A 23,774-nucleotide genomic window follows, 5' to 3' on the forward strand; every position below is an offset into this window, starting at 1 on the left:
CCGCTTGGCCTCTCAGTCACACAAGATGCAGCCGGGTCGCGGACCCAGCGAGTTTCGGCGGCGGGGCCCAGCTTGGCATGCCGTCGTGCGAGGAGGAGGGCCCGCAAGCTCTTAAAAGTAATGAGAGCTGAGCCTCATTAGGCGTACTGCGCCACTAGCGTATGTTTCCGGAGCACGCGATAGCGGACAGCCGACGCCAGCCGACTGGTTGGGACTGCAAAGTCAGCGTGGTCTGGCTTCGTTGCGAAACCGGCGCGGCGTGATCCCCGACATGCGGCGGAATGCCCGCGTGAAATGTGCCGGGTCGGCATAGCCCGAAGCAAACGCCACTTCGATCACCTTGGCGTCCGTCGTGCGCAGGAGCTTGGTCGCCCTCTCGAAACGCGCGGCTTCGATCAGATCGGAGTAGGTCAGGCCGACGAGCGCCAGTTTTCGCTGCAAGCTTCTGGCGCTGGTGCCCGCCATCTCCGCGATTTCAGCGACGGACGGAACGCCTTCGTCGAGATAGGACGGCAACATCAGCTTGAGCGCGCGGACGATGTCTCCTCCGGCCGGGTCGGCATCGTCATCGAGGAACGCGAACGGTGTCTCGATCCCGCAGCCGGAACGGCCCATGAGCGAGAGCGGCACCTCGATCCACGAGGCGAACTGCCCGGAGAGGAACCGCGTATTTGGCCAGTAGGCCTGGGTTTCGATGCTCGGGACGTAGCGCGCCTCGAAGGCGATCGTAGCCGGCTCCCAGCCCGTCCCGGCGAACTGCCGCACGACATGGATCGTAAAGACGTTCTGCAGCCAATGCGAATGCTCAAGATGCGCGATGCCCGCGGTTCCGACGAGCTTGCTGCAGATCTTGATGTGGTCATCGGCTCGTTCGAGCCACATGTCGAGGACGTTGTCCTCCAGCGTCGCCCATTTGCAGACCTGCTGCAGAGCGAGGAACAATGTCGGTGAATATCCGATGATTGCCCTGAACTTGGCGCTGAGATGGCAGAACTGGAGGCGCCTGGAGGCCTGAAAGCCGAAATCGACGATGCCTTGGGACCTCTGCGCGCTCTCGGCAAAGCTCACCGCGCGCAATAGCGGGATGAAATCGTCGGCCTTCTCCTCCAGGCAGCTCGGCAGCCCGAATTTCTCCAGCAACGGCGCTGTGGGCGCGCCGATCTCGTCGTGGATGTCGGTGAACGGGATCAGGAACTGGCAACGCGTAATCGGAATACTGCTCATGTCGCCTTCCCCCAAGGCTGCAGAGTTATCGTCTTCAGCAAACCATAGCCGCTCCGTCATCCTGGCAAGGCATCGGAGCGGCCAGCTTTTGGCGGGCAATGGCCAGACGGGCCACTTGATCGATCACTAAATGGCGAGCTGAGTGAACGGAGACGCGAAGGTTTCGGCCCTTCGCGACAAGGCGATGAAGCTCGGGCATATCCCTTCCCAGCACACCGTGCGAGAGGCCGTTGCAGCGTCGCTGCAGAGTGGCGCATCGCTCCGGCAGATTGCAAGTCGGCTCGGGTTCAGCACCCGCTCGCTTCAGCGGCATCTTGCGGCAAGCGGAACCTGCCATAGCGCAATCGTTGCCGAGGTCAGGCTGGCTACCGCCTGCCGCCTGCTGACCGAAACCGACGAGAAGGTTTCGCGCATCGCCCTGCTTCTTGGCTACACCGGCCCGACCAGCTTCTCGCGCAGCTTCATGCGCCTGATGAAGATCCAGCCCGCGAGCTATCGGCGGCAACGGCGCAAATGACGCAGGCCGCAGACCTCGGTGTGTTCCGCGCCACTCTCAGCAAGTCCGCTCTTGGCGCGTAATGGCAAGATTTCGATCGGGCAGAGGCAGCAAATGACCGAGCGTAATCGCCCAGAAGGCGCACGGTTTCGCAGGGAGTGACCGGCGAGCGGCCGCAAAAGGCCTGCCCGGCGCGCTTCAGTCTGGCGCTAGCAATGTGGAGGTTGAAGATGAAGATCACTCGGCGAACCGCAGCTCTCGGCGGCGTAGCGGTGCTTGCTGGCGCGACGGCGGGGAACCCCGCTCGCGCCGAGCAGGGAGCTTTCCTCGGCATCGGCGAAGGCCTGGAGGATTTCTGGCTGGCCACCGACGCCTATATTTTCGGGTACCCGCTGGTCACGATGGAGATGACCCGGCGTGTCATAACCAACGCTGCCGATGCCGTCGGAACGCGGGCTCCGATGGGCCACATCATCAAGCTGCGCAGCTATCCCGATGCTTCCTTCAGGGACGTCACGGCGCCGAACGCCGATACGCTCTACACGACCGCGTTCTTCGACGTCGGCAACGAGCCCTGGGTCCTCAGCGTTCCCGATATGAAGGGGCGCTACTTCCTGCTTCCGATGCTGGACGGCTGGACGACCGTCTTCCAAGTGCCGGGCAAGCGGACCACCGGCACCGGGCCCCAGACCTACGCGATTACCGGCCCCGGCTGGAAGGGCACGCTGCCCGAGGGCGTGAAGGAGTACAAATCCTCGACGAACATCGTCTGGCTGCTCGGGCGCATCTACTGCACCGGCACGCCCGAGGACTACGCCGCGGTCCACAAGCTGCAGGATGAATTCAAGCTCGTCCCGCTCAGCGCCTATGGCAAGCCCTATACGCCGCCGCCCGGCAAGGTCGATCCGTCGATCGACATGAAGACCGCGGTGCGGGACCAGGTCAATCGCATGGATGCGGTGTCCTATTTCAAGCTGCTCTGCGAGCTGATGAAGAGCAATCCGCCGGCAGCCGCCGACGCGCCGGAGCTCGCGCGTTTCGCCCATCTCGGCATCGTTCCGGGCCAGGACTTCGACGAGAGCAAGTTCAAGGTCGATCTGGCGAAGCGGGTCCCCGAAGTCGCCTTCGACAGGATCATGTTGCAGTTCAAGATCAACGGGGCCGTCAAGCACGAGAACGGCTGGGCCTTTACGAAGAAGACCGGCATCTATGGCACCGACTATCTGATGCGCGCGCTGGTGACCGCGATCGGCCTCGGCGCCAACCGCCCCCAGGACGCGGTCTACCCGACCTCGCAGCGCGATGCCGTTGGCCGGAAATACAGCGGGGCGAACAAGTACGTCATGCGCTTCCCCAAGGGGCATCTGCCCCCCGCGGACGGCTTCTGGTCGCTGACCATGTACGACGACAAGTATTTCTTCGTGAACAACCCGCTGAACCGATACTCGATCAGCGCCCGCCAGAACCTCAAGTCCAATCCGGACGGCTCCACCGATCTCTACATCCAGCATGAATCCCCAGGAAAGGAGAAGGAGTCGAACTGGCTTCCCGCCCCCGCCGGCGATTTCATTCTGATGCTTCGCATGTATTGGCCGAGTGAAACCGATCCGTCGATCATCAACGGCACCTGGACGATCCCCGCCGCGACGAAACAGGCCTGAACCGGGCCCTGCGCAGCTTCGACCCTGACGACTGTTGGTGAAACTTGGAAAGGCGAAGACGATGACCGGAAAGGCATTGGCAGCAGCACTCCTGGGAATGATGCTTGCAACTCCGGCCGCGGCGCAGACTGCTCTGAGCGCCTATGCGGACGAGAATGGCTACATCGACGTCCAGAAGCTGACCTGCGCACAATTGGCGGGGACGTTCCAGGAGGACGCCGACATGCTGACGAGCTGGTATAGCGGCTGGTACAATGGCCTGGCGCGGAAGCACATGCTCAACGTCAAGCGCGGCAAAGAGGCCGAGCACGAAATCATCCAGTACTGTAAGGCCAATCAGAGCAAACGCGTGATCGAAGCCATCGCCGTGGTGTTCAAGGATATGCGCGCCGAGCGCGGAATCGAGATGAAGCCCTGATTTGAAGGCACTGCCCCTCCTTTGAAGATCCGGGCCGGGCCTCTGGCGCGGATCTTCTCCCGAACTCAAGAAGGAGCGATCGCATGACATCGATCCGATTGATCGGCCCAGTCTTCCTGGCAAGCATCGTCCTCAGCGGCTGTCAGACGTCGCAGTCGAGACAAGCGGAGCTCGCGGCGATTTGCGCAAACCCCGTCAACAGGCAGCCCCAGAATTTCTACTTTGACGAATGCCAGGCGCTTTACCCGTCTTCCGACCAGGCCTTGCAGAAGGACTATCAGCTCGGCGCGCCCGCGGGCCGTTGAGGGGGCCATATCGTCTCCGGCCGGATGACGTTTGCTGGCCGCGCCAGCTGAAGAGAGCACGACTGATCCACCCCCGTTGAAGCTGAGCGCCGCCGGCCTTCTCAGAACCTGACCTCGAAGCGTCCCTTGAGGGCATGATCCTGCGCCTGCTCGCCGAGCACGGCGGAATAGGCCATGCCGAGCGTCGTCCCCCCGTCCGGGCGCCAGTCCAGCCCGGCCTCGGCGACCAGCGCGTTGCGGTCGATCCGCGTACCGTAGACCTGCGCCGGAGCGGTGCCGAGGGCAAAGGCGGTCAGCGTCTGCGGGGTGAGGTCGCCGAAGCCGTGGCGCCAGCCGACGAGGCCGCGGGCGAAGACCGGCATGGCGCCGAGCTGCATCTCGGCACGCAGGCCGAGCGTCGTGAAGCCGAGGTTCTGCTCGCCGGAGAACAGGCGCAGCGCCGCAGCCCCGCCCTGCTCGAGGCCCGAGCCGGTCGATATCCGCAGCAGCGCGAGCTGGGCGAAGGGTTCGAGCGCGAAGCGCTCGAAGTTGAAGCCATAACCGAGCTCGACGAAAGCCTGCGCCACCCGGCTGTCGCGCTTCGAGCGCAAAGTGTCGCCGAAGCCGCGAAGGCGGACCTGACGCGTCAGGCTGGTTTCGCCGACGGAATAGCCCAGGCCGCCATCCAGGCGCCAGGCACCGAGGCGGGCCGCGGCATAGAGCGCGGCCTGACCGGCTTCGAGCCGGCCGGAGGAAAGCCGGCTGTCTGAGTCGACGTCCGATCGGCTGTAGCCGCCGGCGACACCGAGGCTGAAGGAGGAGCCGGCGCCTTCGGCAATGAGCGCATCGGCCCCGAGCAGGAAACCGCCGGTGCGGCTTTTCAGGAAGGCGGCATTGCCGTCCGTGGCACTGCGTCCCTGCCCGCCATAAGCCTCGCCCCAGAGCCGGAAGCGTGGCTGCGGCACCGGGGCCGGCAGCATCACGAGCTCCTGGCGAACCCGCAGATCGGCGCTGAAGCCGGCTGCGACAGCAGGACCGGGCGGGGTCAGCAGCGGCCCGCGCAGATGGCCGAGGAGGGTATCGCGCATCAACCCACCCTGGCCGACCGCGACGGCGACGCCCTGGGCGTGCGTCTCGCCGGAGAGCAGGGCGAAGCCGGCGCGGGCCTCGTCGGCGGTCGCCCCGATCAGTGCGTCATAGACCGGGTTGCCGGCGCCCAGCCGCTCGGCGGCGCTGGCGATGCCGCCCTGGTTGCGTGTCCCGGCGATGTAGTTCGGCGTGGTCGCGGCAGGCGCGGGTGCGTCTGGCGAGGATGATGAGCCGCCAGAGCCGTCCGGCACCGGCGTCGGCCCGAAGGAGGTGTCGTTGCGCGTCATCGTCAGCCTGACGTTCTGGCTGTCATAGCTCAGCGAGGGTGTCAGGAAGGCGAGGTTGGAGCCCACCGCGGCAAACTGCCCGCTCACGCCGCCGGTCGCGGACAGGATGGTGTAGCTCGTCGCCGCCGCATAATTGCCGTTCTCGGCCAGGACCCGCACGGTGCCGCCCGCGAGCGTCGCGCTCCCCGAGGCGGAGATCCGGTCGCTGTGCCCGGCGGCGTTGACCTCGACCTGATAGGTCGAGCCAGCGGCAAAGGCGACGTTGCCGGTGACGGTGAGCGTGCCGATCGAATTGCCGGGCGCGACCGTGGCGCCGCCATTGGCGGTGATGCCGCCGACCGTGCCGGAGCCGGCGAGCACGCCGCCGCTGTTCACCGTCGCCGCGCTGGCGATCGACCCGTCGACCAGAAGCCTGCCGGCGTTGACCGTGGTCGCGCCGGTATAGGTGCTGGTTCCCGAAAGGACGAGCGTCCCGGCGCCCGTCTTGGTCAGGGAGCCGCCCCCGGCAAGCGCCTGCGAGACCGTGAACGTGTTGCCGACATCTGTGATGTCGAAGCCGCCGCCATTGGCGCCGAAGACGATGCTGCGGGAAAGCTGTGTCAGCCCGGTCCCGGTCACCTGCAGCACACCGCCATTCAGCGTCAGCGCCCCGCCGGCAGCACCGAGATTGGCGTCGGCCGACACGCTCAACGTGCCGGCCGAGAGGATCGTGCCGCCGGTATAGGTGTTGCTGCCGGTGAGGACGAGCGTTCCGGCCCCGACCTTGTTCAGGCCGGTGCCGGCGCCGTCGGCGAAGCTTGAGGCGATCGTTGCTGTGGCGCCGGCCGAGACGTTGAGCGTGCCGCCGCCGGCGACGCCAAGGCGCAGGCTGCCGCCGGTCAGCAGATAGCCGTCGCTGTTGAACTGCAGCGTATCGAAACTTTGCGTACCGGAGACCGTGACCGTGCCGGCCACACCCTGGAAGACACCGACAGAGCCGAGCCAGGGTGCGTTGATCCCGGCCTCGCCCGGAGCCTTCGTCCAGTTGGTGTTGCCGGCATTCCAGGTTCCGGCGCCGCCATCGACCGTGCCGTTGCCGCTCTGGTCGCCACCATCCCAGAACTGCAGGTTCTGGCCGGAGCCGACGACCGCGAGGTTGACCTGCGAGGACGCGCCCCCGGGCGATTTGTAGACCGTGCCGGCCGCACCTGCGACGGAGGGAGCCGAGAGCGTCACCGTGTCGAAGCTGCCGCTGATCGTGCCGCCGCCGGTGACGTCGAACAGCCGGTAATAGCCGGCCGAGGCGACAGTGGCGGTCAAGGTGCCGCCGAGCTGGAGATTGCCGGCCGCGCCCGCGCCGTTGACGATGATGCGGTCATTGGTGGCGCCGCCGGCGACGCCCGGCGTGTTCAGCTCGAACACCGTGTTCGAGCCGGCGCTCAGCGTCAGCGACTGGACCGTCAGCGTCCCCGGCGAATTGCCGGCCGAGAGCGTGCCGCCCGAAGCGACGGTGACCGCGCCCGCAATCGTGCCCGAGCCGCCGAGCGTGCCGCCCGTGCCGACCGAGACGGTCGAGGAGGCGAGCGAGCCGTTGACCAGCAGGGTGCCGCCATTGACTGCGGTCGCGCCGGTATAGGTATTGGTGCCCGACAGGTTGAGCGTCCCCGTACCGCTTTTGGTCAGGGAGCCGCTGCCGGAGATCGTGCCGCCATAGAGGCTGCTCGCCGACTGATCGACCGTCAGCGTCGCAGCGCCCAGCGTGATGTTGCCGCCACTGCTACCGCCGCCGCTGAGCGTGCCGATCGACTGGTTGTAGGCGTTCAGATCGAAGACGGCGCCGGTGACATTGGCCAGGGTGAGCCCGGAACTGGACGCGATCATATTGGCCCCCACGGCCCGCAGCGCGCCGGCGTTGACGAACGTCGCGCCGCTATAGCTGTTGCCCGCGTACAGGAAGAGCGCGCCGGAGCCGTCCTTGGTCAGCGAGCCGCTGCCGGTGGCGATGCTGCCCGAATTTAGCGTATTGCCGCTTCCGCCGACCGTCAGATTGAAATTGGTGCCGCTGATGCCACCGGACAAGTGCAGCGCGCTGGCATCGTTGGCGATGCGCGTGTCGGAGCCGAGCGTGATGGCCCCACTATAGGTGTTGCTCCCGGAGACGTTGCGCAGCGCGCCGCCGCCCGCAACGCCGGAGCCGTTCAGCGTCAGGACCTCGGCCGCGATCCCGCCCCCGCCCGCCAGCTCCAGCGCGGCGCCGGCGGCGACGGTGGTTCCACCGGCCGCGCTGCCGAGTGCCGAGCCGTTGCTGATCCTGAGGGCGCCGCCGCTGATGGTGGTGGTGCCGGTATAGGTGTTGGCGCCCGACAGGGTGAGCGTGCCGGCGCCGTACTTGGTCAGCGAGCCGGTGCCGGTGGCGATGGCGCCCGAGATGGTCGTATCGCCGGCTCCGCCGACCGTCAGATTGACGTTGGTGCCGCTGACGCCGCCCTGCAGGGAAATTATGCCGGCGTCGCTGGCGATGCGCGTGTCGGAGGCCAGCGTGATGGCTCCGCCATAGCTGTTGGTTCCGGAGATGTTGCGCAGCGCGCCACCGTTCGACACGCCGGTGCCGCTCAGGGTCAGGGCCTCGCTGCCGACGGAAATCCCGCCCGCCAGTTCCAGCGCCGCCCCGGAGGCGACGCTGGTTCCGCCGGCCGCGCTGCCGAGCGCTGAGAGGTTGCTGATCCTGAGGGCGCCGCTGCTGATGGTGGTCGCGCCAGTGTAACTGTTGGCCCCCGACAGGGTGAGCGTTCCGGTGCCGGTCTTGGTCAGGCCGCCACTGCCGCTGATCCTGCCGGCAAAGCTGCTGTTTGCCGTCTGGTTGACCGTCAGAATCGCGCTGCTCAGCGTGATGTCGCCACCATTGCTGCCGCCGCCGCTGAGCGTCTGGATCGTCTGGTTCAAGCCAGCCAGGTCGAAGACGGCGCCTGAGAAATCCGCCAGGGCGAGCGCCGAGCTCGACGCGATCGCATTGGTCGCGGCGGTGCGTAGCGTGCCGGCATTGATGGTGGTGATTCCGCTGTAGCTATTGCCACCGTACAGGGTGAGCATACCAGTGCCGTCCTTGGTCAGCGAACCGGTGCCGGTCGATATGCCGGCGGCGATCGCCGTAGTGCCGGCGCCGCCCACGGTCAGGTTGACGTTGGCGCCGATGATGGCTCCAAGGGCGAATGCTCCGGCGTCGCTGGCAATACGTGCGTCGGAGCCGAGCGTGATTGTGCCATAATAGCTGTTTTGCCCGGAAACATTGCGCAGCGCGCCACCGTTCGACACGCCGGTGCCGCTCAGGGTCAGGGCCTCGCTGCCGACGGAGATGCCGCCCGCCAGTTCCAGCGCCGCCCCGGAGGCGACGCTGGTTCCGCCGGCCGCGCTGCCGAGCGCCGAGGCGTTTTCGATCCTGAGCGCGCCGCTGCTGATGGTGGTGGTGCCGGTGTAGGTGTTGGCGCCCGACAGGGTGAGCGTGCCGGTGCCGGTCTTGGTCAGCGATCCGCCGGCTCCGCTGATGACACCGCCGACCGTGGTCGAGAAATTGTTGCCACCGACCGTCAGCGTCGTGCTGTTGAGATTATAATAACCATCGCCCTCGATCGAACCGGCCGAAACCTGGCCGTCGCCAAGTAGGCCCGTGCCAGTAAAAATAGTAAGACTATTAGATGTCGTCGAGATCAATCGTGCATTTCCGGCTGTGGATGAGCCAGAAAACCGAAGTATATATCCGTTAAAAATTGTTGAATTTCCGGCGGAAGACATAGAGTTGAAATCTATTAAATCGTAATTATAAATATAATTATATCCCAATGATGCGTTACTTTGGAATGTAATATTTTGATAATTCGATATACTAGAGGCTCCAGGTGAACTGGAATCATTAAAAGTCAATTGTCCATTGTTTATAATTGTAGAATTACCCGTTGAACTTGATCCCATTAACGCAATTCGACCTGACGCGGAAACATTAAATACATGGATTGCGCTGGAATTATTGGTAATTCCGGCGCCGTTCAGGACCAAAGTTGAGGACACATTGAAGTCGTAGGCCGGAGTGTCAGCATTGAATGTAAAGCCGCCGACCCAATAGGTGCTGCCGGAGATGTCGACCGTCGTCGCCCCGGTCGCGCCAAAGGTCGCGGTGCCGTCCGGTACGTTGTTGCCGCTCCAGTTCGAGCCGGTGCCGAAGTTGCCTGTTGCGCCGACCCAGGTCGCATCCACGGCGAGCGCTGCCGACGTGAGTGGCAGGACGGAGATACCAGCGAGGAAGAGCGGCGCCAGGCGCGGGGCGGACTTCGGAAGACGGCGCGGCATGGCGGAGGCAAACCTTGGGCAGCATGGCATCTCGGCCGGGAGACCAGCACAGAGCCCGCATCGGCCGCACCCCCCATTTGGGTGACGCTGCACCAGGAGGCCCGATAAGCCCGAATTGTGATACTTCCGACACACTTCGTTAACTGGCGCGTCGGAGACGATCAGGCGTCGCTCCTGGCTCTCTGCGCCTTGAACATCGGATGCCGCGCCTTACTGCCATGGGCCGGCGCGAGCCGTTGCTTCAACTTAGCACGGCCCACTGCGCGTGATCCGCGTCACCCGCCAGCTATCCGCGGTTCCCTTCGCGTCCGCTGCCTCCGTGTCAATGAGCATCTGACACTGAAAACTGCGCCCCACCGTTGGCGCCCGTAACTGCCAGGGACGACGATCGCTGTGGTGGGACCACGGACGACGAAGGTGCGGCCGGAACTCGTCGAATACATATCAGTCGGCGTTAGGCCGGTTCGTCGCATGAAATCGGCCATCGTGCCGCCGACGAGGGATTGGAATTGCGCCTCGCGCTGTGCGGCGATCTCGGCGCGCGTCGCGCAGCCGGCCGCTGCCAGGCACAAAGCGAGAGCTGCGGAGAATGCGCTGCGTTGTGCGAGCGCGCTGAGTAGCCCCGCGCGGCTGTGTGGGACAGCTGTGTGGGACGAACGGCGAGAAAGGGTGTAAGTGGTTGATTTTGTTGGCGCGCCCGACACGATTCGAACGTGTGACCTTTGCCTTCGGAGGGCAACGCTCTATCCAGCTGAGCTACGGGCGCAAACCGTGAAGGCTGGATAGCCGATCGCGGCTGCTTCGGCAACGAGGGATTTTGCGAAGGAGCGGCGCTCGAGTGCGGCAAGGTCACACGTTCGCATCGTGTCGGGCGTGGCGCGGCTGTGGCGTGCAAAGTGTCAGGGACCTCGCACGCCTCAATATGGCATAGCTCAGCGTCGGCACGCCGCCGTATGCTTTCGTAGGCAGCGCTTTCTCAACCCGATAGTCCGGCGAGCTTTCTCGCAACTGAGATGTTCAATCGCGCCGGCGGCCTCTCGAAGCTCAGGCGGCCTCGCCTGAAGCCCATGACCGGCTCGGCAATTTCCGCCAGAGCGTCGCCCGGCGTCCCGGCCTCCAGGATGACGAGGTCGGCGGGATTGCCGACCACAATGCCGTAGTCGTCAAGACGCATCAGCCGTGCCGGTGCTGTCGTGACCAAGTCGAGGCACTGCTCAAATTCGTGTGGGCCGCATTGCGCGACATTCGCGTAGAGATTGGCCATGCGCAGCAGCGAGCCGTCGCCGAAAGGCGTGAAGGGGTTGAGGACGTTGTTCGTGGCGACAGAGCAGGTCACGCCCTGAGCGGCCAGCAGATGCGCCGGCGTGAGCCCGCGCGGCCTCGCATGGGTTTCCTCCCGCCCCATGAGGTAGAGGTCGGTCGCCGGCAGCACGGTCAGGGCGATGCCGGTATCGGCGAGCCTTCGCCCGATGGCCGCCAAGGCATCGGGCGGCACCATCGAGAGCTTGGTCACATGGCCGATCGCCACCCGCCCGCCCCAGCCATGCAGCTGCGTCTGCCGGCAGACCTCGTCGAGATGCATCCAGCTCGGGTCGAGGTCGAAATCGAGATGGAAATCGAGATCGACATCGAAGCGCCGCGCCAGGGCGAAGAGCCGCTCGATCTGCGCCACCGGATCGGTATCGGTATAGGGGCAGCCGCCGAGGAGGTCGGCCCCGTTCTCGAGGGCGGTGACGAGCAGCTCCTCGGTGCCGGGATCGTTGGTCAGTCCCTCCTGCGGAAAGACGCAGATCGAGAGGTCGAGTCCCCAGGCATAATCGGCCTTCAACGCCTTGATCGCCGCAAAACTGCGCAGGCCGGCGCGGGGGTCGACCTCGACATGGGTGCGCATCCGGGTGGTGCCCTTGCCGATCGCCTTTTCGATGACCCTGGCGCCGCGCGCGTAGACATCGGCCTCGGTGAAGTCGCGCTTCATCGCGGCGACGGACGCGATGGCGCCGGAGAGCCCGCCGTGGCCATGGTCGCAGCGGCCCAGCAGACAGGCCTTGTCGAGATGGATGTGGCTGTCGACGAAGCCCGGCAGCGCCAGCCGGCCGCCGACATCGACCTCCGGCGCATCGCAGCGCAGCCCCGCGCCTATGGCCGCGATCCTCCCGGCGCTGACGCCGATATCCTGCGGTTGGTCATGGCCGCGGATGGTCGCTCGGCGAAAGACGAGATCGAGAGAAGGGGCGGTCGGCATGGCTCTGCTTGTCGTTTGGTATTCAGTTGCGCAGAAAACATGCATGCACTTTATGTGCCGAGACGCTAAACACTAGGTTCAGGATTACCTCGTGACAGTGGACCAGGCCATGTTGAACCGCGTGGAGACGCTCTCGGACGCCGAGATCGTGCGAGCATATCTCGAAGCCTCGATGGTGCCGGATCCCGACGGCGCTGCGCGCTATATGGCGCCGGGGACGCCGATCACCTTTACCGGCGGACGCCTGTTCGACCATCCGAGCGGACCGTCGGGCTTCAACGCCATGCGCTATCGCTGGGTGAAGAAGCGCATGGAGCGTTTCGATGTCTGCCCCGCCGAGGGCGAGACGATCGTCTACAGCGTCGGCACGCTCTATGGCGAATGGCCAGACGGCACCGCCTTCGAGGGCAATCGCTATGTCGATCGTTTCGTCGTGCGCGATGGGCTGATCGTCAAGATGGACGTCTGGAACGACAGCGCCGAGCGCATCCTGGAGCAGCGCGGCATCGTCGCCTGAAACGGCTATTCGGCCGCGTCCAGCCGGCGCTTGCGCCCGGAAGGCGGGGCAGCGGGCGCCGTCTCGGCATAGGGCGCCAGAATAACCATGATGTCGCGCCCGCGCGGTTTCGCGTGCGCGACCAAGGCGCGCTCCGCGACCGAGTCGAGGTGATGGTGCATCAGGCTCGCCACAGCCTCTGCATTCCCCGCCTCGAGCGCATCGATCAGCAGCCTGTGCTCGTTGATCCCGCATTCAGATGAATGCGGCCGGCTGAACAGGGATAGCGTCAGGCAACAGCGATAGGCGATCTCGCTGACATAGCGGATCAGGATCGGGCTCTCCGTCATCGTCGCCAGCAGGATGTGGAACTCGGTCGCGAGCCGGATCGAGACTGCGTCCGGCCCGCTGCGTGCGGCATCCTCGGCATCGACATGGGCGCGCAACGTCGCGACCTGGCTCTTGCTCAGCCGGCCGGCAAGCTGGCGCACGACGAGGCGCTCGAGCTCGATGCGGATGTCGAACGTGTCGCGCGCCTCCTGCCAGCTCGGGGTTGCGACCACGGCGATGCGGTTGCGGCGCAGCTCGACCAGCCCCTCGGCGGCCAGCTGACCGAGCGCATGGCGCGCAATTGTGCGACTGACGCCGAAACGTTCACCAAGCGCATCCTCGGGCAGTTTCTCGCCCGGCTCGAGCGCCTGCTCGATGATCGCGCGGCGCAGGGCCCGGCAAATCTGTCCGACCTTGTCCGAGGGGCCGCTGCCCCCGCCACCGTCACGCGCCATCGTCATCGTCCACCCTGTGCCAGCCGTCTTAGCGCCGTCCCGGGGGACCGCGCAATGCATGCAGCGCGCCAGGAACCGTGCGAACAGCCGCGGCAGCGATCGTGCCTTCCGCTCCATGAACGGAGAGCGGACACAGAGCATCGAATGCAGTTTGGCATTCCTATTGCATGCACTTTCTCATGAGCCAGAGCAGCCCCCTTCTCGCCATCGCGGTGGCGCCGGAACCCGAAACGCAGGCCGCCGCGCAGCCGCGGCTCGCGGCGGAACTCTCCCAGGCCTCCGTCACGTTCGGGCGGGGGGCGAACGCTGTTCCCGCCCTCGCCGAGACGACGCTGCGCATTCCGGATGGCGAGTTCCTCGCGCTGGTCGGCCCTTCCGGCTGCGGCAAGTCGACCATCCTGCGCCTGGTCAGCGGCCTCGTGCAACCGAGTTCGGGCGCCGTCATCGTGGGCGGGCGCGAGGTCGCGGCCAAGGCGCTCCGGCTGGGCATGGCCTTCCAGAACCCGACCATGCTGCCCTGGATGACGATCGAGCAGAACGTCATGCTGCCGCTCAAGATCGTCGAGCCATTCCGCTCGCAGTTCCGCAAGGAGAAACGCGGCAGCTTCCGCGACAGGGCGCATGCGCTGCTCGCGCAGGTGGGCTTGCAGGGCTTTGCCGGCAAATATCCCTGGCAGCTGTCCGGCGGCATGCTCCAGCGCGCCAATCTCTGCCGCGCCCTGATCCACGAACCGCGCATGCTGCTGCTCGACGAGCCGTTTGGTGCGCTCGACCAGTTCACCCGCGAGGAACTCTGGGCGATCCTGCAGGAGCTCTGGCTGACCCACCGACCAACCGTCCTGCTGGTGACGCACGATCTGCGCGAGGCGGGTTTCCTGGCGAGCCGCATCTGCGTGATGAGCGCCCGGCCCGGCCGGATCATCGACGACAGCCCTGTCGCATTCGCGCGGCCGCGCAGCATCGCCATGACCTTCGAGCCCGGCTTCGTGGCCCTTAACCAGCGCCTGCGCGAGCTGATCGTCGATGCCCGTTCGGCCCAGGCAATAGCGGGGAGCCACTGACATGTCCGAGAACCTCAAGCGCAAGTTCTGGGCGGCCGCGCTGATCCTGCTGTTCTTCGCCGGCTGGGAGGTGTTCTGCATCGCCTCCGGCATGTCGGACCTGATCCTGCCGCGGCCGAGCCAGGTCTTCGCCACGCTGGTGCAGCGCTTCCCGATCCTCTGGCCGCATATCCTGCAGACGCTGGCGACGACGATGCTGGGCTTCGCGCTCGGCGTGGCGCTGGGCGTCGTGCTCGGCGCGATCATCGGCGTCTCGCGCACCGCCTACGACACGGCCTACCCGCTGCTGATCGGGTTCTCGTCGATCCCGAAGGTCGCGGTGGTGCCGATCTTCGTGCTCTGGTTCGGCTCGGGCACGGTCCCGGCGGTGCTGACCTCGCTCGCGATCTGCTTCTTCCCGATCGTCGTCAATATCGCGACCGGCCTCGCCACGACCGAGCCAGAGATGGAGGACGTGCTGAAGGCGCTCGGCGCCAGCAAGCTCGACATCCTCTGGAATGTCGGCCTGCCGCGCACCATGCCCTTCTTCTTCGCCTCGCTGAAGGTCGCCGTCACCTATGCCTTCGTCGGCACCGTGCTGGCCGAGACCGTCGCCTCCAATCGCGGCATCGGCAACGTGATGATGAGCGCCTCCTCCAACTTCAACGTGCCGCTGGTCTTCGCCGGGCTGTTCATCCTCGCCGGGCTCGGCGTCGCGCTCTACGTCGCCTTCTCGCTGATCGAAATGCGCGTCACCGGCTGGGCCAACCGCAAGAACGACTTCGCCGCCGCCTGATCTCAATCCGCACAAAACAAGAGGGGAAAGACCATGCTCAAGACACTGACTGCGGCCCTACTCGCGAGCTTCGCACTGGCCGGCTCCGCGCTGGGCCAGGAGACGACCATCAAGTTCACCCTGGGCTGGAAGACCCAAGGCTCGGACGCCGCCTTCTTCGTCGCGCGCGACAAGGGCTACTACAAGGCCGAGGGGCTGAACGTCGTGATCGACCAGGGCGAGGGCTCGGGCGCGACGGTGACCCGCATCATGGGCGGCGCCTATGACGCCGGTTTCGGCGACGTCAATGCGATCATCCAGAACGCCGCGGCCAAGCCCGGCGAGAACCCGGTCATGGTCTACATGATCTGGAACCGCCCGCCCTTCGCGATCTCCAGCAAGAAGACGACCGGCATCGCCAAGCCGAAGGATCTGGAAGGCAAGACGCTCGGTGGCTCGCAGGGCACGCCGACGACGCGCCTGCTCGAGGTCTTCGCGCGCAAGAACGGCGTAGACATGAGCAAGATCAAGCTCTCGAACATGGCGCCGAACCTGCAGGAGCCCTTGCTGATCAAGGGCGAGATCGACGGCGCACTGATCTTCAACATCACCAGCTACTTCAACCTGCTGCTCAACCGGCAGGACCCGCAGAAGGACTTCAACTGGCTAATGTTCGGCGATTACGGCCTCGACCTCTATTCCAATGGGCTGATGGTCTCGCAGAAGCTGCTCAAGGAGAATCCGAAGGCCGTCGCCGGGCTGGTCCGCGCCACCAACAAGGCCATGCTCGAGATCGGCAAGGACCAGAATCTCGGCATGAAGGGCGTGATGAACTTCGACAATCTCGTCGACGAGAAGATCGAGAAGCAGCGCCTGCAGTACTCATTCAGCGAGCTCATCGTCTCGCCCGAGATGAAGGAGATCGGCGTCGGCGACACCAAGGACGACCGCATGGCCCGCGCCATCGGCATCATCGTCGAGGGCTACCAGCTTGGCCGCACGCCGAAGCCGGAGGAGATCTTCTCGCGCCAGTTCCTGCCGCCGAAGGGCGAGCGCGAGCTGATCTACACGCCGAACTGAGAGCGGAACACGCCATGAGCGAAACGGAGTTCGCGACGAGCCTGTTCACCGGCAAGGAGCTCTTCGCGAATGCCGCGCTTCAATATGTGGACGGCGCCGTCGGCGCCGTCCTGCCCGATCAGGCGCCGCAACCGGGTCCGCGCCGTCTGATCATTCCGGCTCTCGTCAACGCGCATGACCATGCGCGGCCGAGTGCGATCTCCTTCGGCGCGTCCAACATGCCATTGGAGACCTGGATCCTGCGCTCCGCGCTCGGCACGCCGCCCGACCCGTATCTCGCCGCGGCAGCCTCGCTCGCACGGTCGGCGCGCGCCGGCTGCGGCGCCATGATGGTGCATTACACCCGCCCCAGCGGCACCATGCCGATCGTCGAGGAGACCCGGCAGATCGCCCGGGCCGCAGGCGATGTCGGTATCCGCATCGCCTTCGCATTGCGGTGCGCGACCAGAACGCGCTCGTCTACGGCGACAGCCATGCGCTTCTCGACGCGCTTCCGGCCGAAGCGCGCCAGCCCGTTGAGGCGCTGTTCGTCAGGACACCCTCCCCGCCCGCCGCCTATCTCGATCTGGTCGACGAGATCCACGCCGCCATCGCCGGCCCACTGGTCGACGTGCAGTATGGCCCGGCCGGGGTGCAATGGTGCTCGGCTGCGCTGCTCGAGGCCATCGCCGAGCGTTCTGCTGCGACCGGGCGCCGGGTCCACATGCATCTGCTGGAGACGATCTATCAGCGCGCCTGGGCCGACAGGACCTTTCCGGGCGGAATGGTGCGCTACCTCAGGGATATCGGGCTGCTGTCGGACCGGCTGACGCTTGCCCATTGTGTCCATGCCCGGCCGGACGAGCTCGACATGATCGCGGATGCCGGCGCAACCATCGTGACCAATTTCAGCTCGAACCTGCACCTGCATTCCGGCCTCGGGCCGATCGCGGACGCGCACCGGCGCGGCTGCGCCATCGCCGTCGGTGTCGACGGCGCCGCGCTCGACGACGATGACGACGCCATCCGCGAAATGCGCCTCGTCCAGCTCGCGCATGACGGGCTCGGCTTCAGGCGCAACTGGACCCGCGCGGAATTCCTGGAGCTGGTAGTCCGCAATGGTCGCCGGGCTGTCGGTGCGCCGGGGCGAGGCGTGCTCGGCACCGGCGCGCCGGCTGACTTCACGGTGATCGACCTCGACCGGCTCGACCGCGATGCCATCATGCCAGTGGAGCCGCTCGACCTGTTCTTCGCGCGCGGCAATGCAAGTTGCGTCCGCGACGTCGTGGTAGCCGGCCGCCGTATCGTGCGCGACGGAACGCCGACCGGGGTCGATCTCGGCGCCCTCCAGACGGAGCTGCGGTCGCTCTTTCGGAAGAATCTGCCGAACTTTGCCTCGATGCGAGCTGCCTGGCCTGCATTGGAGGACGCGACTGCGCGCTGGTTCGAGCATGCGGGGTGCGGCTAGGCGAGATGCCGCTGTGCGGGCCTCCAGCCGCTATGTGCTGTTCGGTGTTCAATCGGATCATTGGTGTGATCGCGGCGATGAATGCCGACGTCATCCGATCGAAACCATCCGCTCGAAGACCGAGTTGCTGGAGGCCTTCCGCAGCTAGGGGAGTTGCCCCCCTGATCGCAGGGGGCGGGCGGCAGAAGGGCAATCCGCTCATCCCTGATGATGACTCAAGATCCAATTTTGAACAATTCAACTCTATACCTACGAACATGAGCAATTCAGTTTAGAAACCGACCAGTTATTTACTTATCTCCTTGCGATGAATCTGTTTGCGAAAATTTCGAATCATATAGTAGACAGCCCACATCTCCGAACCGGGCTCGGCTATGAAGAACAATTACAATCTATTTGTACTGGCAGCATTGCTGTTCTCGACATCGCCCATCGCGATGTCCTTTGCCCAGAACGCCGGGGGAACCGCGCCTGCGGGCGCTGAAGCCGGGACGATTTCCCTCGACCAGATCACCGTGACGGCGACCCGCGGCGAAAAGCAGGCCTTGGATGTCCCCGGTAACGTCACGGTCATTCCGCGCGCGGAACTCGAAGAGCGCATGACGCGCGACATCCAAGACCTCGTGCGCTACCAGCCCGGCGTCAGCGTCAACCGCATCACCAGCGGCACGGACCCGTTCGGCAACTACGAAGGTTTCACCATCCGCGGCGTCGGTGGAAACCGCGTGCAGATGCAGGTCGACGGATCGCGCGTGATCGAGCGCATCACCGACGGCAACCGCAACTTCGTCGACATGCCGTTCCTGAAGAGCGTCGAGATCGTGCGCGGGCCGGGTTCGGTGCTTTGGGGCGCAGATGCGCTCGGCGGCATCGTCTCGTTCCGGACGCTCGACCCGCAGGACCTGCTCAAAGGCAAGGACAAGCCCTACGCGGTCAAGCTCGATGCCAACTACGACAGCTTCAACCGTGCCTTCACCAAGACCGGCACCGCAGCGTTCAGGCTGACGCCGACGCTCGAGGCGATCTTCGGCCTGAGTCACACGACCGCGCAGGAAGCCAAGCTCAGCCGCGCCCGCGCCGATGGCGGCCGCTGGGGCTGCCCGGTACCGAGCCTGCGCTATCTCGGCTGCGACACGCTGAACCCGCTCGACAGCACCGTGTGGAATGCGTTCGGCAAGCTGGTCTTCAAGCCGACGACCGATCACACGTTCAAGCTGACCGGCGAGTATTTCGACAACTCTTCGACGGTGAACCAGCTCTGGGACTACAATGTCGTCAGCTTGGGCACCCGCAACGGCCCCTATGTGCGGGACGAGGTGAAGTCGCGCCAGCGCATCGCGCTCGAGCATCATTGGGATGTCGGCGCCAGCTTCCTCGACTCGATCCGCTGGCAGGCGTCCTTCTCGCCGCAAAAGCGCGAGATGACCAATAAGCGATTGCAAACGCTTGCGAATCGCCAGCAGCGCTTCACGCGCGGCATCCTGGACTACTCCGAGAAGTTCTCGCAGCTCGACATCGAGGCCAAGTCGAGCTTCGCGCTGGGCTCGACCTTCCACAAGCTGACCTACGGCTTCCAGGGCGACATCACCAGGACTGATTATGAGCGTCGCGACGACGTCCGCAACATGACGACCGGCGTTACCACGACGACGATCGCAGGCGGCTTCAACTTCGCCAATGCGACCACCACGCGCTATGACTTCTTCCTGCAGGACGAGATCGAGCTGCTGAACGGCCGCTGGACGATCACGCCGGGCGTTCGCTACGCCAACTACAAGATCGAGCCGAGCATCGGGGCCGGCTATGTGATCGTGCCGGGCAAGGAACCGCGCGACATCGACTCCCACAAGCTGATCCCGCAGGTCGGGACCCTCTTCAAGCTCGACGACACCTATTCGCTCTATGCCCGCTACGCGCAGGGCTTCAAAATGCCAACTGCGCAGCAGCTCTACACCTCGCTGCCCTTCGGCAACCAGAACCTGATCCCGAACCCCGATCTCAAGCCAGAGACCGTCAAGTCCTACGAGGCCGGCCTGCGCGGCCGCTTCGCCAATGGCTGGTTCTCGGTCGGTGTCTTCCATGCCGACTACAAGGACTTCATCCAGAACTTCGCCACGATCCCCGGAACGGTGGACCTGACCTATCGCAACCTTGCGAGCGTCAAGATCTCAGGCATCGAGGCGTCGGCCGAGTGGAAGTTCCATGAGCGCTGGATCGGCAATGTGTCGCTCAGCTACCAGTACGGTACGCAGAAGGAGGACGCCGGCGCCCTGACCACACCCTACAATTCGATCAGCCCCCTGACCGCCGTGGCCGGCCTGAAGTACCTGATGCCGGAGTACGGCCTGGAGGCCGAGTTCATCGGCACCTTCGGCTCGGGCGTCACCCGCGCCAGCACGCCGGCCAAGTTCAAGCCGGGCGGCTATTCGGTGTTCGATGCCTTCCTGAACTGGAAGCCGACCTCGTTCATCACCGTGCGCGGCGGCGTCCAGAACATCTTCGACAAGCGCTACTTCTCGAACGTCTACGGCTTCGACAAGGTGCCTGTTTCCGCTGCGACCGCAGCGACCAATCCGCTCGAACTGCAGACCGCGCCGGGCCGCACCTTCAAGCTCGCCGCCTCCGTCGAGTTCTGAAACGATCGCCTCTTCCGCCTTACGACGGCCCGCCCGACAGGGCATGCCGCTCGGCGGCGCTCCGAGCGAGACCCCGGAGCGCCGCAACTCTTTTTGGAGATCACGATGACCGCTACGAGCCTTCCCCGCGAATTGTTGAGTCAGGCTCCGGCCGAGATCCTCGCCAAACTCCCAGGCATGGGCCGCGTCATGCTCAGCGCTCGCGCCGCCGGCGCGACGCATGAGCGCATGGGCGTGGTCGAGAAGGTGCAGATCGAAGGCGATTTTGCACGCCTCTCCGGCGAGATGCATGACAGCGCGCTCGACCTCACCGTGGTCACCCGCCTCGTCGCCGACCGCACGAGCAAGATGCGCGAGCGTGTGCTGCCGCGCCTCGAATGCCAGAATGCCGAAGGCGAGGTGCTGTTCAGCCTGATCGGCCTCGACGGGCTGGAGCCTTTCGACGAGGCGCTTGCCGGCTTCGGCCCCGGAGAGGCGCTCGAGCCCGTCGCGCGCGAAGAGGGAGCGGGCGGCGCTCAGGATGTGCCGGATGACGACCTCGGCGCCGCCACCTTCGCCGCGATCCTGCGCAACGGCACGCCGATCGCCATCGAACTGCGCCGGCCGGGCGTGCACCAGCTCTGGAGCGGTGCCCTGCCCGAGCCGAAGCCGGCCATGGGTTTCGTCAATCTGATGCAACCCGATTTCCACCTGCATCTGCGCGCCGGCGCCATCTCGGGTTGGCGGCGCATGGGCGAAGGGCCGGAGGTCGAGCTGCATGCGCAGGACGCCGAGGGCGCCTCGTTCGGCCTCGTGCTGCGCGGCCCGGCGGCCGCGTTTGAAGGCGTTCCACCGGAATGGCGCGCCGACCATGGCTGAAGCCAATCGCGTCGAGACTGCCGAGCTTCTGGCCCATCCGCGCGGAACCTGGCTCCTGCCCCGCAACGGCGAGGCGATCGCGCAGCCCGACCTCATGCGCATCATCGCCGGAGAGCGCGTCGTGCTGCTCGGCGAGACCCATGACGTCGCCGAGATTCATCGCTGGCAGCTGCACGTCACGACCTATCTGCACCTGCTGCGGCCGCAAATGGCGGTCGGCTTCGAGATGTTCCCGCGCCGGGTCCAGCCCGTTCTCGACGCCTGGGTCGCGGGCGAGATGGACACTGCGAGCTTCATCGAGCGTTCGGAATGGGCGCAGGTCTGGGGCTTCGATCCGGAGCTCTACCTGCCCCTGCTCCATTTCTGCCGCCAACAGCGCGTGCCGATGCTGGCGCTGAACTGCCATCGTCCGCTCGTCACCCGTGTCGGTCAGCTCGGCTGGGATGCGATCCCGGTCGAGGAACGCGATGGCCTGACACCGTCCGCCCCGGCGACGGACGGCTACCGGCGCTATCTTCGGGCGCTCATGAGCGGCTTTGCCGGTCCTGACCGTCCACCAGCCATGGAGCCGGAACGGTTCGACCGTTTCATCCGGGCGCAGCAGACCTGGGACCGGGCCTTCGCCTGCGGCATCGCGGACTATCTGGCGGCGACGCCGGGCGATCCGCTCGTCATCGGAATCATCGGCCGCGGCCATCTCGAATACGGCCACGGGACCCCTTACCAGCTACGCCACCTCGGCATCGAGGAGATCGCTGTCCTGCTGCCGACCGATCGCGCCAGCCATGAGGCCGCGAGCCTCAAAGGCATCGCCGACGCGATCTTTCGGCTCGACACACCTGAGCCGCCCTCCCCGAGGCGCCGCGTTCCCGGAACATCTGCGTGAGCAATGTTCTTTCGCAAATCGCGCTACTGGCGCGGCTCTGCATCGCGGGACCGGGAGGAAAGGCCGGGCTGATCTATTTCGTCCTCGTGCTCGGCTTGGGGCTCGCCGGAGTGCAGGTCTCGGTCCGGCTGATCGCCTGGACCGCCGACTTCTACAACGCGCTTCAAAAGCTCGACGTCGACGCGACTCTGCGCCAGATCGCGATCTTCTTCGGCCTGATCGCGATCAGCGTCACGCTGTTCCTGAGCGGCAGCTACCTGCGCAAGATGCTGCAGATTCGCTGGCGGCGTTCGCTGACTGAGACGGCGCTCGACCGCTGGCTGGCGAACAAGTCCTACTGGCATCTGCGCGACCGCGCCGACAACGGCCTCGACAACCCCGACCAGCGCATCGCCGAGGATTGCCGCATCTTCGTCGACAAGCTCACCGGCGAGGCGATCGAGCTGATCACCAACATCGTCGCGCTCGTCTCCTTCGTGACGATCCTGTGGTCGCTCTCGACCTTTCCACTCGCGTTCACCGTCGGCGGCGTCGCCATCGAGATCCCGCGCTACATGGTCTGGGCCGCACCGCTCTATGTCGCGATATCGAGTGGCGTCACCCATTGGCTCGGCAAGCCGCTGAAATCGCTGGCCTTCGAGCAGCAGCGCCGCGAAGCCGATTTCCGCTTTGCGCTGACGCGGCTGCGTGAGCATGTCGAGGCAGTGGCCCTGGCCAGTGGCGAGGAGGCCGAACGCCGCCTGCTGACCCAGCGCTTCGGCGAGATCATCAGGAACTGGCGGGGTCTCGCCAATCGCGAACTGATCCTCGGCTGTTTCACCAGACCCTATTTCCAGACGGTGCTGCGCATCCCGCTCTTCCTGGCACTTCCGGCCTTTCTCGCCGGGCGCGTGACTTTCGGCGGGTTGATGCAGATCGGCTCGGCTTTCCAGAACGTCGTGACGACGCTGTCCTGGTTCATCTTCTCGTATCGGGACCTTGCGGAGCTCGCGGCGTCGGCCAGCCGGCTCAGCCATTTCCTCAACGCCGCCAGTCAGGCCGCCGACGGCTCGCAATCCGCGCTGGTATTGAGCCGGAGCGACCGCATGGCCCTGAGCGACGTCAAGCTCGCGACGCCGGAGGGCCGCCCCCTGGCGCCCGTGCCGGACCTGACTTTCGAAGCCGGCGGAACCTACTGGATCGCCGCGCCCTCCGGCCACGGCAAGAGCGTCCTGATCAAGGCGCTGGCGGGGCTGTGGCGCCATGGCTCAGGTCGTCTGGAGCGTCCCGCGCTCGGCACCGCCTTTCTGCCGCAGCTCGCCTATCTGCCGCTCGGAGATCTGAGGTCCGCACTGGCCTATCCCGCCGCGCCCGAAGCTTACCAGGCTGAGGACTACCGGCAGGCGCTGGAGGCCGTTGGCATGGCCGATCTCTGGGAGATCGACGAAGCGACCTGGAACGATGCCCGCCGCGGCCTGTCCGGCGGCGAACGCCAGCGGCTGGCGCTCGCCCGCCTGCATCTGCAGCGGCCGGGCTGGATCGTGCTCGACGAGGCCACGAGTGCGCTCGACCCGCAGGCCGAACAACAATTGCTGAGCCGGCTACGCCAAGCGCTGCCATCCGCCGCACTCGTGCTGATCGCGCACCGCCCTCCGCTTGGCATCGGAGAGTACCGCGCGATCCACCTGGCGGAGCGCGATAAGGCCACGCCCCTGCTGCCGGGCGCCGCTCTGACGGCATGAGCCCTCCTCCCACTGCGTCGAACATAAGG

18 protein-coding genes and 1 tRNA gene are annotated in these 23,774 nt (G+C 65.6%); 13 read left to right on the top strand and 6 right to left on the bottom strand.

Annotated features, from left to right (window positions below; genetic code table 11):
* Positions 1–222 precede the first annotated feature (222 nt).
* Complete coding sequence (locus tag DK26_RS12805; RefSeq protein ID WP_248309955.1) at positions 223–1,284, bottom strand: AraC family transcriptional regulator; 1,062 nt, start codon at positions 1,282–1,284, stop codon at positions 223–225.
* A gap of 124 nt (positions 1,285–1,408) precedes the next feature.
* Here DK26_RS12805 and DK26_RS12810 point away from each other — a divergent pair, with 124 nt between their 5' ends.
* From DK26_RS12810 to DK26_RS12825, 4 genes are all read left to right on the top strand, one after another.
* Positions 1,409–1,741 (top strand): AraC family transcriptional regulator, encoded by a 333-nt coding sequence (locus DK26_RS12810; RefSeq protein WP_066473757.1) that lies wholly within the window; start codon positions 1,409–1,411, stop codon positions 1,739–1,741.
* Between the two features lie 209 nt (positions 1,742–1,950).
* On the top strand, positions 1,951–3,381 hold the full coding sequence (locus tag DK26_RS12815) for a DUF1254 domain-containing protein (RefSeq protein ID WP_066472765.1): 1,431 nt from the start codon (positions 1,951–1,953) through the stop codon (positions 3,379–3,381).
* Between the two features lie 61 nt (positions 3,382–3,442).
* Entirely contained in the window at positions 3,443–3,799 is a 357-nt protein-coding gene (locus tag DK26_RS12820) for an HdeA/HdeB family chaperone (protein WP_066472767.1), read from the top strand.
* 83 nt (positions 3,800–3,882) lie between these two features.
* Positions 3,883–4,104 carry a hypothetical protein gene (locus tag DK26_RS12825; protein ID WP_066472768.1) on the top strand — a complete coding sequence of 74 codons (222 nt, stop codon included), beginning with the start codon at positions 3,883–3,885 and terminating at the stop codon, positions 4,102–4,104.
* A 101-nt stretch (positions 4,105–4,205) separates the two neighbouring features.
* On the opposite strand, the gene DK26_RS12830 is transcribed toward DK26_RS12825, so the two are convergent.
* The 3 genes from DK26_RS12830 to DK26_RS12840 form a co-directional block, all read right to left on the bottom strand.
* Positions 4,206–9,146 carry an autotransporter-associated beta strand repeat-containing protein gene (locus tag DK26_RS12830; RefSeq protein WP_066472770.1) on the bottom strand — a complete coding sequence of 1,647 codons (4,941 nt, stop codon included), beginning with the start codon at positions 9,144–9,146 and terminating at the stop codon, positions 4,206–4,208.
* A 1,322-nt stretch (positions 9,147–10,468) separates the two neighbouring features.
* A tRNA-Arg gene (locus DK26_RS12835) sits at positions 10,469–10,545 on the bottom strand.
* A 210-nt stretch (positions 10,546–10,755) separates the two neighbouring features.
* Entirely contained in the window at positions 10,756–12,021 is a 1,266-nt protein-coding gene (locus DK26_RS12840) for an amidohydrolase family protein (protein ID WP_066472772.1), read from the bottom strand.
* A gap of 109 nt (positions 12,022–12,130) precedes the next feature.
* Between DK26_RS12840 and DK26_RS12845 the strand changes: the two genes are divergently transcribed.
* On the top strand, positions 12,131–12,538 hold the full coding sequence (locus DK26_RS12845) for a nuclear transport factor 2 family protein (protein ID WP_066472774.1): 408 nt from the start codon (positions 12,131–12,133) through the stop codon (positions 12,536–12,538).
* A 5-nt stretch (positions 12,539–12,543) separates the two neighbouring features.
* Here the strand turns inward: DK26_RS12845 and DK26_RS12850 are convergent, their stop codons facing one another.
* Entirely contained in the window at positions 12,544–13,302 is a 759-nt protein-coding gene (locus tag DK26_RS12850; RefSeq protein WP_066473760.1) for a GntR family transcriptional regulator, read from the bottom strand.
* Positions 13,303–13,481: 179 nt separating this feature from the next.
* Here DK26_RS12850 and DK26_RS12855 point away from each other — a divergent pair, with 179 nt between their 5' ends.
* From DK26_RS12855 to DK26_RS12865, 3 genes are read left to right on the top strand one after another with little or no spacing between them, the layout of a single operon-like run.
* On the top strand, positions 13,482–14,363 hold the full coding sequence (locus DK26_RS12855; protein ID WP_083533196.1) for an ABC transporter ATP-binding protein: 882 nt from the start codon (positions 13,482–13,484) through the stop codon (positions 14,361–14,363).
* 1 nt (position 14,364) lies between these two features.
* Positions 14,365–15,138, top strand: coding sequence for an ABC transporter permease (locus tag DK26_RS12860; RefSeq protein WP_066472776.1), 774 nt, complete (start codon positions 14,365–14,367; stop codon positions 15,136–15,138).
* Between the two features lie 33 nt (positions 15,139–15,171).
* The gene (locus tag DK26_RS12865) at positions 15,172–16,197 is read left to right on the top strand and encodes an ABC transporter substrate-binding protein (RefSeq protein WP_066472778.1); all 1,026 of its coding nucleotides are present in this window, start codon (positions 15,172–15,174) and stop codon (positions 16,195–16,197) included.
* Here the strand turns inward: DK26_RS12865 and DK26_RS29655 are convergent.
* Positions 16,182–16,373 (bottom strand): hypothetical protein, encoded by a 192-nt coding sequence (locus DK26_RS29655; RefSeq protein WP_248309956.1) that lies wholly within the window; start codon positions 16,371–16,373, stop codon positions 16,182–16,184. The genes DK26_RS12865 and DK26_RS29655 overlap by 16 nt on opposite strands.
* A 260-nt stretch (positions 16,374–16,633) precedes the next feature.
* Between DK26_RS29655 and DK26_RS12870 the strand changes: the two genes are divergently transcribed.
* The 5 genes from DK26_RS12870 to DK26_RS12890 all read left to right on the top strand — a co-directional run bounded on the left by DK26_RS12870 (position 16,634) and on the right by DK26_RS12890 (position 23,745).
* Positions 16,634–17,644: an amidohydrolase family protein gene (locus DK26_RS12870; RefSeq protein WP_248309957.1), complete on the top strand. Its 1,011-nt coding sequence runs from the start codon at positions 16,634–16,636 to the stop codon at positions 17,642–17,644.
* A gap of 374 nt (positions 17,645–18,018) precedes the next feature.
* On the top strand, positions 18,019–20,280 hold the full coding sequence (locus DK26_RS12875) for a TonB-dependent hemoglobin/transferrin/lactoferrin family receptor (RefSeq protein ID WP_066472780.1): 2,262 nt from the start codon (positions 18,019–18,021) through the stop codon (positions 20,278–20,280).
* 105 nt (positions 20,281–20,385) lie between these two features.
* On the top strand, positions 20,386–21,138 hold the full coding sequence (locus DK26_RS12880; RefSeq protein WP_157089640.1) for a hypothetical protein: 753 nt from the start codon (positions 20,386–20,388) through the stop codon (positions 21,136–21,138).
* Positions 21,131–22,024 carry a ChaN family lipoprotein gene (locus DK26_RS12885; protein WP_066472786.1) on the top strand — a complete coding sequence of 298 codons (894 nt, stop codon included), beginning with the start codon at positions 21,131–21,133 and terminating at the stop codon, positions 22,022–22,024. The genes DK26_RS12880 and DK26_RS12885 overlap by 8 nt, the downstream gene beginning before the upstream one ends.
* Positions 22,021–23,745: an ABC transporter ATP-binding protein/permease gene (locus DK26_RS12890; RefSeq protein WP_066472789.1), complete on the top strand. Its 1,725-nt coding sequence runs from the start codon at positions 22,021–22,023 to the stop codon at positions 23,743–23,745. Before DK26_RS12885 ends, DK26_RS12890 begins: the two co-directional genes overlap by 4 nt.
* Positions 23,746–23,774: the final 29 nt, after the last annotated feature.

Origin of the sequence: Allobosea sp. WAO, assembly GCF_001509835.1 — a bacterium.
Lineage (GTDB): Bacteria > Pseudomonadota > Alphaproteobacteria > Rhizobiales > Beijerinckiaceae > Allobosea.